Source organism: Nocardioides sp. InS609-2, from assembly GCF_023208195.1.
GTDB lineage: Bacteria > Actinomycetota > Actinomycetes > Propionibacteriales > Nocardioidaceae > Nocardioides.
Map to the genome: position 1 here is coordinate 1,347,838 of NZ_CP060034.1, position 15,744 is coordinate 1,363,581.

General features: G+C 65.5%; 16 protein-coding genes and 1 pseudogene. 1 reads left to right on the top strand and 16 read right to left on the bottom strand.

Annotated elements, in window-relative coordinates; translation table 11 throughout:
- Positions 1–168: 168 nt before the first annotated feature.
- From H4Q84_RS07195 to H4Q84_RS07220, 6 genes are all read right to left on the bottom strand, one after another.
- Positions 169–582: a hypothetical protein gene (locus H4Q84_RS07195; RefSeq protein WP_248582715.1), complete on the bottom strand. Its 414-nt coding sequence runs from the start codon at positions 580–582 to the stop codon at positions 169–171.
- 604 nt (positions 583–1,186) lie between these two features.
- Positions 1,187–1,879, bottom strand: a complete 693-nt coding sequence (locus tag H4Q84_RS07200) for a hypothetical protein (RefSeq protein WP_248582716.1) — start codon at positions 1,877–1,879, stop codon at positions 1,187–1,189.
- An 80-nt stretch (positions 1,880–1,959) separates the two neighbouring features.
- On the bottom strand, positions 1,960–2,121 hold the full coding sequence (locus tag H4Q84_RS07205; RefSeq protein WP_248582717.1) for a hypothetical protein: 162 nt from the start codon (positions 2,119–2,121) through the stop codon (positions 1,960–1,962).
- Positions 2,118–2,384, bottom strand: a complete 267-nt coding sequence (locus H4Q84_RS07210) for a hypothetical protein (RefSeq protein WP_248582718.1) — start codon at positions 2,382–2,384, stop codon at positions 2,118–2,120. The genes H4Q84_RS07205 and H4Q84_RS07210 overlap by 4 nt, the downstream gene beginning before the upstream one ends.
- Before the next feature lie 162 nt (positions 2,385–2,546).
- Positions 2,547–2,813, bottom strand: coding sequence for a hypothetical protein (locus H4Q84_RS07215; protein ID WP_248582719.1), 267 nt, complete (start codon positions 2,811–2,813; stop codon positions 2,547–2,549).
- Positions 2,814–2,818: 5 nt separating this feature from the next.
- Positions 2,819–3,064 (bottom strand): hypothetical protein, encoded by a 246-nt coding sequence (locus H4Q84_RS07220; RefSeq protein ID WP_248582720.1) that lies wholly within the window; start codon positions 3,062–3,064, stop codon positions 2,819–2,821.
- 580 nt (positions 3,065–3,644) lie between these two features.
- On the opposite strand from H4Q84_RS07220, the gene H4Q84_RS07225 reads away from it, so the two are divergent.
- A complete protein-coding gene (locus tag H4Q84_RS07225) occupies positions 3,645–5,054 on the top strand; it encodes an IS1380 family transposase (protein ID WP_248579429.1) in 1,410 nt (469 codons plus the stop codon).
- Between the two features lie 688 nt (positions 5,055–5,742).
- Here the strand turns inward: H4Q84_RS07225 and H4Q84_RS07230 are convergent.
- The 10 genes and pseudogenes from H4Q84_RS07230 to H4Q84_RS07275 all read right to left on the bottom strand — a co-directional run bounded on the left by H4Q84_RS07230 (position 5,743) and on the right by H4Q84_RS07275 (position 15,614).
- Positions 5,743–7,152 carry an IS1380 family transposase gene (locus H4Q84_RS07230; RefSeq protein WP_248582721.1) on the bottom strand — a complete coding sequence of 470 codons (1,410 nt, stop codon included), beginning with the start codon at positions 7,150–7,152 and terminating at the stop codon, positions 5,743–5,745.
- A 346-nt stretch (positions 7,153–7,498) separates the two neighbouring features.
- Positions 7,499–8,149 (bottom strand): annotated as a pseudogene (locus H4Q84_RS07235) (DUF4393 domain-containing protein); the annotation flags it as partial.
- 163 nt (positions 8,150–8,312) lie between these two features.
- A complete protein-coding gene (locus tag H4Q84_RS07240; RefSeq protein ID WP_248583584.1) occupies positions 8,313–9,731 on the bottom strand; it encodes an IS1380 family transposase in 1,419 nt (472 codons plus the stop codon).
- Positions 9,732–9,803: 72 nt separating this feature from the next.
- Complete coding sequence (locus H4Q84_RS07245; protein ID WP_248582723.1) at positions 9,804–10,124, bottom strand: hypothetical protein; 321 nt, start codon at positions 10,122–10,124, stop codon at positions 9,804–9,806.
- A gap of 31 nt (positions 10,125–10,155) precedes the next feature.
- Complete coding sequence (locus tag H4Q84_RS07250) at positions 10,156–10,545, bottom strand: hypothetical protein (RefSeq protein WP_248582724.1); 390 nt, start codon at positions 10,543–10,545, stop codon at positions 10,156–10,158.
- A 282-nt stretch (positions 10,546–10,827) separates the two neighbouring features.
- Entirely contained in the window at positions 10,828–11,406 is a 579-nt protein-coding gene (locus tag H4Q84_RS07255; RefSeq protein WP_248582725.1) for an SMI1/KNR4 family protein, read from the bottom strand.
- Positions 11,407–11,732: 326 nt separating this feature from the next.
- Positions 11,733–13,031: an RHS repeat-associated core domain-containing protein gene (locus tag H4Q84_RS07260; RefSeq protein WP_248582726.1), complete on the bottom strand. Its 1,299-nt coding sequence runs from the start codon at positions 13,029–13,031 to the stop codon at positions 11,733–11,735.
- 283 nt (positions 13,032–13,314) lie between these two features.
- The gene (locus tag H4Q84_RS07265) at positions 13,315–14,019 is read right to left on the bottom strand and encodes a hypothetical protein (RefSeq protein ID WP_248582727.1); all 705 of its coding nucleotides are present in this window, start codon (positions 14,017–14,019) and stop codon (positions 13,315–13,317) included.
- Between the two features lie 459 nt (positions 14,020–14,478).
- Positions 14,479–14,637, bottom strand: a complete 159-nt coding sequence (locus H4Q84_RS07270) for a hypothetical protein (protein WP_248582728.1) — start codon at positions 14,635–14,637, stop codon at positions 14,479–14,481.
- Positions 14,638–15,185: 548 nt separating this feature from the next.
- Positions 15,186–15,614: a hypothetical protein gene (locus tag H4Q84_RS07275; RefSeq protein WP_248582729.1), complete on the bottom strand. Its 429-nt coding sequence runs from the start codon at positions 15,612–15,614 to the stop codon at positions 15,186–15,188.
- Between the last annotated feature and the right edge of the window lie 130 nt (positions 15,615–15,744).

Here is a 15,744-nt window from a genome sequence, read left to right on the forward strand (position 1 = left end):
GTTGTAAGTGATTGTCGGAGCGTCGGGCGCAGCGATCGCATCGGCGGGTGGCGTGAGGCCGAGCCAGGCGACCAAGAGGGCCGCAGGACTCCGAGACTCCGAACATTCGCTTCATTCCGACTCCGAACACCACCGGGTCCACCCGGGATGCATCGACATCGCAGGTGACTAGGACCGGACGTATTCACAGGCTTGCTGTGCAAGCCTTTCGGCGGCGATGACCAAGTCGTCGCGGAGAGCGGTGACCGTGATGGATTCGAGAGACGTGGCAAATACCAGGTTGTCGCCATGTCTGGTGATCGAGAGGAACCCTCCATCCTCCAAGGTGACCGTTCCGGACTGCCCGTCTTTGAGTCCTGTGACGATGCCGCGCATTTGAATCGCGAAGCCCAGCACTGGAAGTGGCCGCCAATCGGCGTAAACGCCCCGGTATGCCAGCAGTGCCTGGCCGTCGACGGTCAGCCGGACGGGAACTACGAAGTAGGTGTGCTCGATGGCGGCCGCTGGAGCCGACTCCGGAACCTCATCGGCTTCCACGTCGTAGTCAAGGTCCGGACGCATCGAAAGCTCGATCATGGCCATGGAATCAGGTAAGAGGTAGTAACGGATCCGGTCTCATCGGTGACGACACGGATGCCGCTCGTTGTGTTTCCTGCGAGGTCGGTGCCAATGGTTCGACCGACACTCGTGTCAAGGACGCGGGACGAACCCTCGACTCGCCACGTCCCACCTCTGGCTACCGCGCCGTTGATCGCTTGTCGAATCACAATGTGGCCCATTCCGCGGGAGAACTTCGAGGCTGGCTTGGTCGTGAGGGAGTTGAACGAGTGCCGCCGCAGAATGTGCTCCGGGCCGTACCTTCGAGTTGCCCAGCGGCACCTTAACGCTCGCGGGTAGGGCACGTGCTCCTGCGTTTGCGACAACACCGGTAGCCACCACGATCCGGAACTCCGCGACGGCCTTCCCTAGCCGCTGACCTGCACGAATGTGTTCCGGGGGCTCGACGGGATACGTCGACCACGGAACTGGAAGCCCGGACGCGGTTTTCGGTGCCGGTGGTGGTTGCGGCCGACGACGAAGCGGCGCCGAAGACAGTGGCCAGGACCGCGACGGTGGCGGCTAGGAAGACAAGCACCCAGCGCCCGGTGGTGCCCTCTCCGGGCACCGTGGTCATGGGGTGAGCCGGTCAGCCGGTCAGCTCGTGGTCGTGCTCTGACACGTGGTGTGCCCTTCGAGGGATTGCCCCGGTAGGTTGTGAGCGGACCGGCGGCGTGGCTGTCACCCGGAACGCCTGGACTGCGCCGACCAGTAGCAGGAGCGGCAGGAAGAACATCGCAGCGATGACCCATCCTGGCCCGCTGATCCATCGGGTGGTCGAGATCTGCGGAATCGAGATGTAGTTGCTGTCAGGTTGCCGTTCGTCGACCGCGTCGAGGACGACAGCGATCAGGCAGAAGACTGCGGTCGATGCGGTGAACCAGATCAGCGTGGTTTGGGGGTCGGTGGTCTCGAACGCGCCCATCATGGCCAGGGTCGACATGCTCACCAGCGCACCTCCGGTGCGAGGAGTCCCCGCTGCATAGCAGGCGAGCAGGACCGCGGCGGTCAGCCACCACCGGTGCAGGTCGTGGGCGTGAAGCCATTGTCCGGCCGAGTTCGCCCAGTCCGGGGAGATGCCCCACGTGCCTGTGATTCGCGAGGCCCACGCCAGCGGCGGCTCGTCTGGGAACGCTTTGCTCTGGCTGCGGATGCCAGTCCAGAACCATAGGCTGGCTACTCCTGGCCCGAGCCAGGACACGGCCTGGCCACAGGTCACCCCCAACGCCTGTTGGGCTGCTTCCAGCCAGGAACGCGCCCGCTCGGAGTCCTTCTCATCCATTGCCCAAGATCCTTTCCCCGGATGAACTATCGGCGCGCTTGACCGTAGTGGTGAGCACCGACAACCCCGACCAACGCAGATCAGTACCGCTTCATCCGGTGTGGAACGGTGAGCGCGTCGCCCAGGCTGCGGGCGGCGGTCAGGGTGGAGTCCCATTTCGGGTCGTGACGTAGGGGCCCGTCCAGGGACAGGTTGACCAGGGCGTGCAGCACCCGCCGGCATGCGGCCGGTGATCCGATCACCCCGGGCAATGAAGCGCCTGTAAGTGTTCGTGGTGGCTGGCCTGGGTGCAGTAGACCCGCGGTCGTCCGGTCGACGCCGCGACCGGCAGCGGGGTGCCGCAGCCGACGCTCTGAGCCAACGGCTCCTTGCGCTCCTGGACCACGCGTTCGGTGACTGTGGGTTTCGGTGGCGGCCTCTTCCGGCGCCGCCGGCGCATGCTCGCGGGGATGCGACGCCGGTCCCCACCGAACTCTGCACCGAAGATCTCACCCGAGCCGTCCATGTCTTCGATGGTGGGCCGTCAACGTGGTTATGTCACCGACGCAACTGAGGTGTCCTCGATCTGCAAGACGTGTATGCCGGATAGGACGGGCGGACGACATCGGGGACGAGCGCTGCGGTTTCGACCGCCGGAAGTGGCGGCTAGGAAGAGGACGGGCGCGGGTCAGGATGCGGCGTAGCGTTGGCGGGCGGCTTCGCCGGTGGTGCCGATGGCCTCGCCCAGTTCGCGCCAGGACAGGTGAGCTTCGCGGGCTTCGGCGATGGCCTCGGCGAGTTCCTTCTCCGCGGCGGCGCGGCGGAACGCGGCGAGCTTGACCGCCATCAGCGGCGGCAGTGCCGCATCGAAGTCCTCGGACATGGGGCTATAGCTCTCGAACGCGTCGGCGAGCTCGTCGGCGTGGGCGATTAGGTCAGTCAGTGAGCGTCGCATAGGGATCACCTGAGGTACTTGGTTCGGGCTGGGCGCAGGGCGTGGGCGATGGCGAGTTCTCCACCCCACCAGATCACGACCCCAACCTCGATGAGCGTTCCTGCTGCATCGGGGCCGATGAACATGACCATGTCGTCGGCTTGACTGACGTGGTGGATCGCGAACCGCAACGCGTGGAGCATGTCCGCCTCGGTGACCCCGTGACGGTGGGCCGATTCCAAGATGATCGGCCCTTCCGGCTCGTCGGCCACGTTGATCCACCTTCCATGTCACAAGGTTACTTGCCGCAAGGTTACTTGCCAACAGGATCGGGTCGGGCGGCCAAGGTGAGGGCTTGTTGGGCGTGGGCGATTCGGTCCGCGAGTTCTCCCGCAGGTCCGCTCGCGGCCGCCAACAGGTGCCCCGCGATTGCGGCCGCCGCAACCGGGTCGCCCTGGTGGTCGCCTCGAGGGGCTGCCCCCGCTTTGGTTGACACTCCGGGTTGATGGTTCCTACGCCGCGTCCGCGGCCGTGTAGATCATCTCAAACTCGACCTAGCGCCAAATGCATGTGTAAGCCGTGGTCGGTCTTGTGCCATTCCGGCACCCAGACGTAGGGCAGTGGCTTGTCTCCCAGGCTCCGCCGCAACGACCTCACGAACCCGCCTACGTCTTGGCGCACCTGCCGCTGATCGTGGCAACCCTGCCCCTCGTAGGTCAGCGTGACTAAGCCTCGATCCACCGATGAGCTTGAGGTTGTGAGCGCGTCGTGAAGTGAGAATGCCCTTACGTGCTGGGAAAATCGGACTTCTTCAGGGTCCCAATTCTCACCAAGACGAAGGGCATCTCGTAGATGCAACTTTGCCACACGCCCCGTGCCACGTCGGCAGTGTTCGATGATCCCAATCTCGTGTCGTCGGCCGGGCTGGTCCCGGTCCTCGCGCTGGCCCGATCCGCGGGACTCCAGGAACTGGCCCAAGCCCACCTCACTGTGCCGACCGACAAGGGCGCGAACGCGGGGTTGAAGGTGTCCTCGCTGGTCGCCGGGATGGTCGCCGGCGCGGACAGCATCGATGACATGGCGCTGCTCCGTCACGGCGGGATGGGCCGGGTGTTCACGAACGCCTACGCGCCCTCGACGCTGGGTTCGTTCCTGCGCACGTTCAGCTTCGGCCACGTCCGCCAGCTCGACGCTGTCGCCTCGAGGTTCTTGGCCGGGCTGGCCGAGCAGGCACCGCTGATCGTGACCTCACCTGACACCAGCGAGCGGGTGATGATCGACATCGACGACACCATCGTCGAGGTCCACGGGCACGCCAAGCAGGGCTCTGGCTACGGCTACTCCGGCGTGCGTGGGCTCAACGCGCTGCTCGCTGTCGTGTCCACGAGCCAGTCCGCGCCGGTGATCGTGGCCCACCGGCTCCGGAAGGGATCATGTGGTTCACCGCGGGGCGCGAAACGCCTGGTCGCCGACGCGTTGAAGACCACCAGCAAACTGCCCGCCAAGTCCGATCTGCGCCCGATGCTGCGAGCCGACTCCGCGTTCTACGGCGCCGAGGTGGTCAACGCGGCGTTGCGCGGTGGCGCCGACATCTCGGTCACCGTGCGAATGGATCCCAAGGTCAAGGCGGCGATCGCCACCATCGGTGACGATGCCTGGACCACCATCGAGTACACCGACGCCGTCTTCGATGAACCCACCAACACGTGGGTCTCCCGCGCCGAGGTCGCCGAGATTCCGTTCACCGCGTTCACTTCCAAGAAGAAAGCCGACCAAGTCACCGGACGGCTCGTGGTCCGCCGGATCCCCGACCTCAACACGTCCGCCAAGAATGGTCAGGAGACGTTGTTCGACACCTGGCGCTTCCACGCCTTCTTCACCACCACAGACCCGGCCGTGGCCGGCACGGTGGCCGCGGACAAGACCCACCGCGGCCACGCGATCATCGAACAGGTCCACTCCGACCTCAAGGGCTCCGCCCTCGCGCATCTGCCATCGGGAAAGTTCGCAGCGAACGCCGCCTGGCTCGTGCTGGCCGTCATAGCGTTCAACCTGACCAGAGCAGCCGCGACCATCACCGGCCCGGGACTCGCCAAGGCCACCACCGCGACCATCCGCCGCAAGCTGATCGCCGTGCCCGCCCGGGTCGCGTCCTCGGCACGAAGAGTGACGCTGCACCTCCCGACCGGATGGCCCTGTGAGACAGCCTGGAGCGAACTGTTCAACCGGGCCTGCGGACCAACACCGGCACCGACGACCTGACCACCCCCAGCCGACACCGGCACAACGACCAACCCGGAACAACCTGGCAGCGAGGCCAGACGGTCGGCCACGCCCACACACTCGAAGACCCCGCCTCAGCGACCGCGGACGCTCAGCCCCTGCCCATCGGTGGATCGAGGCTAAACGGTCGAGGCGGTTGTGCACGCAGTAGCGCCGCAGCCGCGTACGGGCGCGACGCCCCGCTTCCCGGGCGGAGCGGACCGGATCGGCAGCGGGTGTGCCTGGGACGTACGTCGAGGGTGCGCGATTGGACGGCTGGAAGGATCCTCCGGCCTCGAAGGCACTGAGGTAGAGGTTGAGACTCCATCCAGCCTGCGGGGCGAGCAGGGGACGGAAATGGCGAGACGGATCAACCATGACAGAGGCTTTCGGGACGCAGCGACAGAAGGCTGGTCCCGCACGGCTGCCTGCGTGTTTTGTTGCCACCACGTCGCGACCGCGCAGCCGTCTGCCGGTCACCTGGCCCGGGGCTCTAGCCCGGTCTGGCTATATCTCTGTCATGGAACGGGCTTTCCCCGAACTCTTAGCCTCGATCCACCGATGGGCAGGGGCTGAGCGTCCGCGGTCGCTGAGGCGGGGTCTTCGAGTGTGTGGGCGTGGCCGACCGTCTGGCCTCGCTGCCAGGTTGTTCCGGGTTGGTCGTTGTGCCGGTGTCGGCTGGGGGTGGTCAGGTCGTCGGTGCCGGTGTTGGTCCGCAGGCCCGGTTGAACAGTTCGCTCCAGGCTGTCTCCCAGGGCCATCCGGTCGGGAGGTGCAGCGTCACTCTTCGTGCCGAGGACGCGACCCGGGCGGGCACGGCGATCAGCTTGCGGCGGATGGTCGCGGTGGTGGCCTTGGCGAGTCCCGGGCCGGTGATGGTCGCGGCTGCTCTGGTCAGGTTGAACGCTATGACGGCCAGCACGAGCCAGGCGGCGTTCGCTGCGAACTTTCCCGATGGCAGATGCGCGAGGGCGGAGCCCTTGAGGTCGGAGTGGACCTGTTCGATGATCGCGTGGCCGCGGTGGGTCTTGTCCGCGGCCACCGTGCCGGCCACGGCCGGGTCTGTGGTGGTGAAGAAGGCGTGGAAGCGCCAGGTGTCGAACAACGTCTCCTGACCATTCTTGGCGGACGTGTTGAGGTCGGGGATCCGGCGGACCACGAGCCGTCCGGTGACTTGGTCGGCTTTCTTCTTGGAAGTGAACGCGGTGAACGGAATCTCGGCGACCTCGGCGCGGGAGACCCACGTGTTGGTGGGTTCATCGAAGACGGCGTCGGTGTACTCGATGGTGGTCCAGGCATCGTCACCGATGGTGGCGATCGCCGCCTTGACCTTGGGATCCATTCGCACGGTGACCGAGATGTCGGCGCCACCGCGCAACGCCGCGTTGACCACCTCGGCGCCGTAGAACGCGGAGTCGGCTCGCAGCATCGGGCGCAGATCGGACTTGGCGGGCAGTTTGCTGGTGGTCTTCAACGCGTCGGCGACCAGGCGTTTCGCGCCCCGCGGTGAACCACATGATCCCTTCCGGAGCCGGTGGGCCACGATCACCGGCGCGGACTGGCTCGTGGACACGACAGCGAGCAGCGCGTTGAGCCCACGCACGCCGGAGTAGCCGTAGCCAGAGCCCTGCTTGGCGTGCCCGTGGACCTCGACGATGGTGTCGTCGATGTCGATCATCACCCGCTCGCTGGTGTCAGGTGAGGTCACGATCAGCGGTGCCTGCTCGGCCAGCCCGGCCAAGAACCTCGAGGCGACAGCGTCGAGCTGGCGGACGTGGCCGAAGCTGAACGTGCGCAGGAACGAACCCAGCGTCGAGGGCGCGTAGGCGTTCGTGAACACCCGGCCCATCCCGCCGTGACGGAGCAGCGCCATGTCATCGATGCTGTCCGCGCCGGCGACCATCCCGGCGACCAGCGAGGACACCTTCAACCCCGCGTTCGCGCCCTTGTCGGTCGGCACAGTGAGGTGGGCTTGGGCCAGTTCCTGGAGTCCCGCGGATCGGGCCAGCGCGAGGACCGGGACCAGCCCGGCCGACGACACGAGATTGGGATCATCGAACACTGCCGACGTGGCACGGGGCGTGTGGCAAAGTTGCATCTACGAGATGCCCTTCGTCTTGGTGAGAATTGGGACCCTGAAGAAGTCCGATTTTCCCAGCACGTAAGGGCATTCTCACTTCACGACGCGCTCACAACCTCAAGCTCATCGGTGGATCGAGGCTTAGAACCGCCGACATCATGCACCACCGTGCCAACCGACACCAAGCACGACACGCAGGTTCTTGGCTGGCCCCATAAGGCCCTGCCCAACGGTGCTGCGGCTTGCCGCTCCCCAACGCGGCAAGAAGCGCGCCGCGTGGGGCCCCTGCGGACCCGAGAGAGCCGCCGCCCCAGCCACGGATGCGACGAACGAGTTGTGTTGCTATTTCAAGTCAAGGGCGGCGCTACGCGCCGCCTTTCTCCGGCGCTGCTGGATCAGGTGCTTCGGGCGTGGGTGGCCGCATGACTGCGACGGGTCGGTAGGCGGAGTGAACGACCGTCGTTCCAACGCTCCGGGACGACACTGCCGACCTGAATCGGACGCCGAAGTCTGAAGTTCGGAGGACCCCTCGCGTGATGGTCACCGTCGTGCCAACCGGCGCACTTTCACGCCATCCCGTATACGCCGGATGCTCCTCACACCAGTCGTAGACGTTGTCTTCAGAAATCCACACATCGAAATCGATCCCGACTAGGCCGAGCCGCACCCAGTTGTCGATCCACACCGCGAGATCCGGCTCCAAGTACGGCTCGTCGTCGCCGTTCTGGAGGAGACCCAGCACGTACGGCGGCGCAGCAATTGAGTACGACGACTCACCGTCCTCGCTCGTCCGGACTTGCATGGCCGGAACGTTCCGCAGCGTCAGGATGTCCATCAGCACGGCGGCTTCTTGGGCCGACAACTGTTTGATGATCTCGGCAAACGAGGGATGAGCCTCGCCATCCCGCCTGCCGTCAGCGGCGGTCGCCAGGAGACTTAGGTACATGTCCTTGAGGTCGGGTTCGTCCAGGCTGTACCCCAACCCCTGCATGGCCGGAACGGCGACCGAGGCACGAGGGGGCGCTAGCCCCGGTCTTTCATGGAGGTAGTCGGACGGCTGCGCGTCGAGGTTGACGACGTGTGCGTTGCCTGGGCTGGTTCCGGGGTTGACCTGTAGGCCGACTGTCGCTGTCGGGTGCGGTTCTCCGGGTCCTCGGGTTGTGGGTGGGCGGGGATGTTCAGGCTGGTGGTGGGATCGCTGCGATGTTGGCGAATGTCGCGACGATCGCTGCCGCCCAGGGCCAGGTGTCGGGGATCCGGAGTTGTCGCCGGCGCCCGGTGTGGACCAGGCGTGCTGGTGCGTGCAGGAGTCGGTAGCGCAACGCTTTCGGCTCACAGCCGGCGAGCACAGCAGCCTCGCCGGTGAAGGCCAGAAGTCTGGTCCAGGCGGTGAGGTCGGCAGCGATCATGGTCGCTGTCAGCCAGGCCTGGTTGATCGCGAACTCACGTGAGGGGAATCTGCCCAGGCCGGTGTCCTTGGCGATCCGGATCCGGTCCTCGACGCGGGCGTGAGCACGGTGACGGGCTTCGAGGAACGCCAGCTGTCCGGTGGTGGTGTTGGTCGCGATCACTTGGTAGCGCCACCCGTCGGCTTCTTCGAACAGCGACAGCTGCGCACCGGGGTGGGGTCGTTCGCGGCGCACGATGAGCCGCATCCCGGGCGGCCATGCCGTCAGGTCAAGGAGGTCGGTGAGCTCGGCGACGTCACCACCTTCGCGGACCCCACCATCAGCATCGGACGCGGGTGTCCACACGTGCTTGGGGACGACCTTGATGGCTTCGCGGATCTTCTCGGTGACTGCGTAGCCGACGCTGTACTCCAAGCGACGTCCCCGCACGCGGCCTTGTTCGGTGAGCCAGGCCAGGAGCTTGTGGGAGGCACCCGCGCCATCGCTGCGGATCAGCAGGTTCTTGCGTTGTGCGGCGGGGACCTGGGCGATTGCCGCGGTGAGGACTTCGATGTGATCGGTCGCGGTGTTCGACCCCGCCTTCCCGGTCCGCAACGTGGCGGCGAGGAACTCGCCTGTGTTGTCGCACCACACCCCGATCGGGTGGTACCCGAACGTCCGCTTGAACGTCGCCGATGCCAACTCTTTCTCGGAGTGGGTGATCACGACCGTGGCATCGACATCGAGCACGACCACCTCACCGAGGTCGGTGCCGGCGACCTTCGAGGCAGGGAACCCTTCGGGTGAGGCGTTCATGAGTGCCCAGACGTGGCGCCGTGTCCTGGCTCTGGCCACGGCGATTTTCTTGACCTGCCCGGGGCTGATCTCATCCAAAGCCCGCCAGACCGTGGCCTGCGAGGCCACCGCACCGAGCACGGGTTCCTGGTGGCGCAGGACCTCGATGTCAGCGATCGCTTCACCGCCGTCGGCGATCATCACCGCGACATCGACCAGGACCCGGCCGCGGTCATGGGCAGGGGTGAACGAACGTCGTGCCAGGGCCTTCGAGAGCTGTCCAGTCAGCCCGGTCCGATCACCTACGAGACGCAGCCCGACGCTTCCCGCGTGGGCCACCACGCCGACACCGCCCCCAGTTACTGACAGACCCCTCGACCACGAACTACGCTTCACCTGCAGAGTGCCTTCCAGTTGGAGAACTTGTTCCGTCGCAAGACCAAGTTTCCCCTGCTGGGCAGGCACTTCTGTGTTTCTACGCGCCGATCAAGCCGCCGACCCGTGAATGATCCGGGCTAGCGCCTCATCCGGGATGTGATCCGTCTTTCGCGCAAGATCCTCGCCGAAACTGGTTTCGAAGTACTCGCGCTGGATGCCTACAAGCCGCGCGAGCGGAGAGAAGATCTTCAGGAGTACGGTCTGCTTTATCGCGAGTCGCTTGGAGTACGCGTCGGCTGCCGCCGCCATCGCGGGAGTGTCGCGCGCAATCTCAGCCAGGCGCTCCTTCTCCGCGGCGCTAGAACTGAGCGCCTTGCCTGCAGCCTTCCCAGCCGCAGCGGCACCGCCGATGATCTCCCCGCCAGTCACCGCATGATCGTAACGGGGTATAGAGGGTGTCTTACGGATTGTTCGGATTGCCTGCCTGCGTCCCGCCCGCGACCAGGATGTTGAGGCCCGCGCGCACGCACGCGTCGAGGAACGCAGCGGCCGACGGGGAGAGGCTGCCGAGCTCGACGAGCTGGCTGAGCTGCGCGGCCTGGATCCGGAACTTACGGATGTTGACGGCATGCAAGATAACCACCACGGGGGAACCACCCATGCCAGACGTCAACGCCGTCGCCCATATCGTCGCTGAAGTCGCGACGGTCCTTACAGCCACACCGCTCGCCCCGGTCGTCGGACCGATCGCCGTCTCGTTCGCGGCAGCTGCTGCGTCTTCGCCGTGACGCCGCACATTCCCTACGGCATCAAAGGCCCCGTCGCTGGTGGCCGTGTTCGCGCTCGACACGATTTGCGCGGTGGGGTCGCACAGTGCGGGGTCGGCAGTGAGTATGTGCTAAGGCCGCACCGACAAGCCGACCGATCCACGGTCGACGGCATCGAGATGTTGCCCACCTCCCGCGCTTGAAGCAGCCCTCCGCAAGCGTGCTAACGACCAGAGACCTCGTCGATCGAGGTCCCGGGAGGAGGCTCAGAGGCGCCGCCCGCGTCGCCCTCCTTACATCCGCGACGGCCTACTCGCCAACACCCGCATCTGAGCAGCCCTCCACACCGACAGCTGAGGCTGGTCCTACTCGCGCCACCAGGCCGCGTCGGGGTTCAGTTCGGCCGCGAGCTCGCCGAACACCCGGTCATCCATCTCCAGGTAGCCGCTCGGGTCAACGAAGAAGATTCTTCGCTCGAAGGCTTCTGCAAGCGTCGTCAGCAGGGCGCCGAGGGAGTCGAACTCAATCGGATGCTCAGACTCCTCGAGTCGGAAGTGACGCACCGGGCTCGCGACTGACGAACTGAGGTCGAGGACGTAAAAGTCTCCGCCCCCGTTGGCGAAAATCGGCAACCATCCCGTTGTCCATCGGGAGTCGGCGACGAAGGCTCGGTAGTTCGTGACCGCGTCCTCGACGGACAGCAGGTAGAAACCCGGGAACAGGTGTATGTCATCGAGGACGGCACCCTCCGTGGCGGTCCCGTCTCGCCAGCCGTAGAGCGCTTCCAGCTCAGGTAGGGCGGTCAGACGAACCCCACGGAGCGCTGCCTTCACCGTCGAAGCCGGCACGCCAGTCCGCAACAACGTCCGCAGACTGTTTCGGTCCAGGCGCTCTAGACTCTTCTCGATCCTGGCGAGGGGCACGGAAACGTCGTCACCCATCACGGGCCAAACATAACGTCGAATGGGTCGCCGGGCTGCACGCCAGATCGCATCACGCGCCGCGCGGCTCACCCGCGTCAGACTGGTCGGTGCGCCGTTCGCCACCGCGTTGTCGAAGTTCGCCGCGATCCCCGGCGCCCGACTCCGACTGAATGTGACCGTCGGTACCGACTTTGTGGCAACACGTGTGAGTGACCTCGTAATCCCACGAGTGGCGACTCTGCTTCCCGAGGCCGCTATCCCCGCGGGCAGGGGAACTCCTACCCAGTACCCTACTTTGTATGACCGGGCATTCGTGTCGAACCTGTCGCTGAACCCATCGCTCTGTTCTATGAGCTCGGAGTTGCTGACAACGGGCACGGCTTGGCACCGGTAGCCACACAGTCCCTTGCCCGCCAGTGAGAAGTTGAGCGGGTGCATATCGGCGGCCCCTGCCACGCTGCCACCCAAGTAGTTGGACACCTTGCAGCCCAACCCGCAGTCAGCGGCCTCATCGTTGCTTTCCTCCGGCTCGACCTCATGGCCGTGGTGCCAGGTGGTGTCTCCGTAGGAGGCGTCCGGCAGGCTCTCTTGGCATTCCTCGTCACATGACGAACCGCCATCGGAGGCTGGCTGCGCGTAGTGGCCGTCGAGCTCGACGCCTGTGACGGGGTTGCCGCCGGCGAAGGCGTACCGGTTGGTGTTCCAGGGGTCCATGCCCAACGCGACGTCGGTGAGGGCGCGTTGTACATGTCGCGGCTGGTGTACCTGTTCAGGCCCGGGTCGTAGTCGCGGAACCCCATGTCGTAAGAGCCCGTGGCGCCGTCGTACCGCTTGGCGTTGAACCGGTACGGATTCACGACGTTCGCCTGCGGGGCGTCGGCCGGTTCGTCGCCCGGTTCGCCATCGTCGGGGGTCTCGGTGTCGGGTGCGTCCAGGCCCAGGGTGCCGGACTGGTCTGCGGACCCGTACGCGGTGTAGCGGTAGGAGGAGACGACCTCACCCGCGTTGTTGGTCAGGGTCTCGATGTCACCGTGCGGGTTCGCGCCGAAGAACAGCTCCCGGGTCTCGCCTGGGTCGAGCTGCTTGTCGGGGATGGTGGACTCGGTGGCGTCCGGGCCGGGGACGTCGACACCGGTGTCTCGCATCGCGAGCTGTTCGCCACCGGGGCCGTAGGTGTAGGTCTTGGCCAGCTGCCATGCCTGGGTGGTGTCCTGCTGTTCCTCGAACGCGACCTGGTCGCTGGTGCCGAGGTAGACGTACCGGGTCGAAACGGCCGGGTTGGCCCGGACCGTGGCGGTGCGGCGGGTGGTGCGGTCGAACGCGTCGTAGGTGCGGGTGGTCGCGGTGTCCGGGACATCACCGACCAGAATCTGACGGCTTCGTCGGGACTGCTGCACGAACGGGTGACAGTCCCAACAGTCTCCGCTGCGTTCGTCGTCGGAGCTCAGAGCAAGCACCCCGCCATCGCGAGGACGAGGCTGGCCAGAATCGTCAGGAGCCGACGCATCACGGGCCAAGGCCACCTCCACCAAGGCGACCGTGCTCTCACGCGTCACGTCAAGCTCATCTTCGACCCTGGCCGTCGCGGTGTCGCGATCGAAGAACACGTTGCACGCGCTGTCGGTGAAGTAACGCTGACCAGCCATCAGTTCGGTGATGGCTACCAGGCACTGCGCGCGAACGCAGCCATCGACCTGGTAGGCGAGGAACTCGGAGAGGTGGCGTCGTCATCAAGGGACTCACAGGATAGGCGGTCTGGATCATCCCGTCACGGACGATCACCTCAATGCCGGTACCGTGCCGCAGCGGCCGTGAGCGAGGAGTACTCGCCCTGGTGATCATTGACCCGTCGCACAGCGCCGGCTTTGAGCTCATCATCGATCTTCTTCGCCATGGTGCACATCCTCCGGGACTCAAACAGGAAGGGCATCAAACCTGGGGCGGTTCAACGTTCAAACGCTGAACTGACGAAACGGTCCCGCGTGTGGTCGTCGTAGGCGTCGCCGCGACCGCACTCCGCCGAGCCCCGGCGCCCCACAGTCCCGTCCGGCTCAACGCCGACGGCTCGATGACCTGCAACACCTTCGCGATGGACGCCGGCCGTCCGCGATCGGACACGGTGTAGCTGGTCGCGACACGGTCCACGGGGTAGTCATAGGTCCAGGCTGGGATCTGCTCCGATGCGGTCGCCGCAGTATGGGGTTGAGCCAGGAGCATGCCGATGGCCACGGCGACGTGGACAACGATCCGCAGGATCACGATCACTTCGTGAACTCCCGCTTTAGAACCCGCCCCCGAGCCTCTGGCAAGCAACACTCGATAGCCGCTCCATGTTGACGCCGACACGTTCCCGTCTGCGTGCACTGAGAAGCCCACGAAGCAGTCGGCTGCCTCGTCTCCTGGCAGTTCGCCCCTCCACAGGACCTCCGCCTCGCTGCTCACCTTCACGAGGTTGCAAACCTGCACCGCTCCCGCGGGCGGCTCCAACAGGACGATGGCAAATGCTCCATCCAGAACAGGTTGCACCTCGATGACAGGCAACTCATCGATGCGCCCCCGCCATTCGAAGGGCGGATCATCGCGCGCGATGCGCAGATCCCCGCCGTCGAGCGAGTAGAAGACAGCGCCCGTCACTGGAGCGGCACCCCCTTGCCGAAACGCGAGAGCGGAATGCGCTCAAGCAGTTGAGCCTGTGCCCATCCGCCCGGTTGACCAAAGGCCCCGTCGGCTGTGCCCACCTGCATTCGGACTCCGGCTGGCAGCGTCACCCTCGACGCCTACAGGGCGCCATTCTCGGCAGGGAAAGCCAGCCCCTGGCGTGCTGCGGCAGACGAGATCGGATTGATCGGCGTCAGCCATGAGCCAGCCTTCTCAGCCCCTCCACCCCAGACGCGATACATGACCTCGCCTTCCCGGGACAACCTACTCAGCTACAAGCTCTGGATAGCCCCACACTGCGACCCCAGACGACAACCATAGGTCCCGCCCCGACGCACGGAACCCGCTCTGAGACCGAACATCCAGCCGGCTGGGATTGGAGTAGTGAGCGGCTCGAAGAATCCTGCCGGAGCGAAGCACGGGCCACCCCAGTCGTCACGAACGAGAAAAATTCGAAGACGTTCCCCAGATGCTCATGCCCAGCACGACGTAGGTCTTGCCGACCGTCAGCGGCTCGCTCTCGAACTTCGCGGCGCGACCCCGCTGGTGGTCGGCCAGCACCTTCGGGTCATTGGAGACGCAGACGGCTCTCATCGGCGCATCATGGAGTTGAGCTCCGCGGCGGCGAAAAGCGCCGACGCCGTCCGCAAGATCTCGTTCGCCCGCCGAAGCTCGCGGACCTCTCGCTCGAGCTCAGCGACGCGCTGCGCTGCGCTGCGACGGTCGTGACCCCTGGGCCGATGGCCCTCATCGATCTCGACCTGACCGACCCAGTTGCGCAACGTCTCGGGGTTGATCCCCAACTGCTCACCGACTGACGCAACGCGCCACTCCTCGTCGCAGGGTCACGCCGCAGATCGACCGCCATCCGGATCGCCCGCTCCCGAAGGTCGTCGAGATCTTTCTCGGTGCTGCCATGACTCTCATCCTTCCGTGGAATGAGAGCCTCCATCAGACCCGGCACCCGACAGGTTGGAGAACCTATCCGCGCTGCGAAGGATGGGGGCGAGCGCGATGGATGCGGCGATTCAGCGATGAGTCGATTCGCCTCTGTCGGCGCGATCATCGACCCGGCAGCCATAGCAGTGAACCCGCAAGCCGAGCAAAGCACGGCCGGAGAATCGTCACGCAAGCAGGGCTCCTCATGTCTCATCGCGGGTGATGTTGTAGCGGCCGCCAGGCCAAGTGAATAAATCCTCGGCGAGTTGTGTGATGGCGGGATCTCCGCTGGCCGCAACGCGCAGCGCCTCTTGGTCGACGCCCTCATCGCCGACCGACCGCGCGTACATCAAGATGTGCCAAGAATCGAAGACGGCCTGTCCCTCGCTGTCCCAGTCGACGTCGAGGTCCGCCCCCGACTCCAGCTCGAACTGGCAACCACGGCCGTGAAGTTTGAAGGTCCCCAATCCTTCAAGTACCCCGAACCGAACCGGATCGCCTCCGTCACGAGGCCGTAGGAATAGACCAGTCCAGACCGTTGGCCGTTCGGTCCCCTCATAGTTAATGATGAGGGCGTCCAAGCACAGCGCCGTTAGTTGCGCGAAGGTGTCGACGATCTCGCGGGGCGTCATCGCAGCCGGTCACTTCCGACGGAGTAGGTGGATTGCAGGATGTCATCGATCGAGACCGGCGGCTTCAGGCCGCGACTACACCCTGGATTGCGAAGCCACCACAGCTCGCGCGAAATGGATGGCGGGCTGC

Coding starts and splice junctions, on each gene's coding strand:
- H4Q84_RS07195 (WP_248582715.1), bottom strand. CDS start 582: ATGGCCATGATCGAGCTTTCGATGCGTCCGGACCTTGACTACGACGTG.
- H4Q84_RS07200 (WP_248582716.1), bottom strand. CDS start 1,879: ATGGATGAGAAGGACTCCGAGCGGGCGCGTTCCTGGCTGGAAGCAGCC.
- H4Q84_RS07210 (WP_248582718.1), bottom strand. CDS start 2,384: ATGGACGGCTCGGGTGAGATCTTCGGTGCAGAGTTCGGTGGGGACCGG.
- H4Q84_RS07215 (WP_248582719.1), bottom strand. CDS start 2,813: ATGCGACGCTCACTGACTGACCTAATCGCCCACGCCGACGAGCTCGCC.
- H4Q84_RS07225 (WP_248579429.1), top strand. CDS start 3,645: ATGCAACTTTGCCACACGCCCCGTGCCACGTCGGCAGTGTTCGATGAT.
- H4Q84_RS07230 (WP_248582721.1), bottom strand. CDS start 7,152: ATGCAACTTTGCCACACGCCCCGTGCCACGTCGGCAGTGTTCGATGAT.
- H4Q84_RS07260 (WP_248582726.1), bottom strand. CDS start 13,031: ATGGCTGGTCAGCGTTACTTCACCGACAGCGCGTGCAACGTGTTCTTC.
- H4Q84_RS07270 (WP_248582728.1), bottom strand. CDS start 14,637: ATGAGAGCCGTCTGCGTCTCCAATGACCCGAAGGTGCTGGCCGACCAC.
- H4Q84_RS07275 (WP_248582729.1), bottom strand. CDS start 15,614: ATGACGCCCCGCGAGATCGTCGACACCTTCGCGCAACTAACGGCGCTG.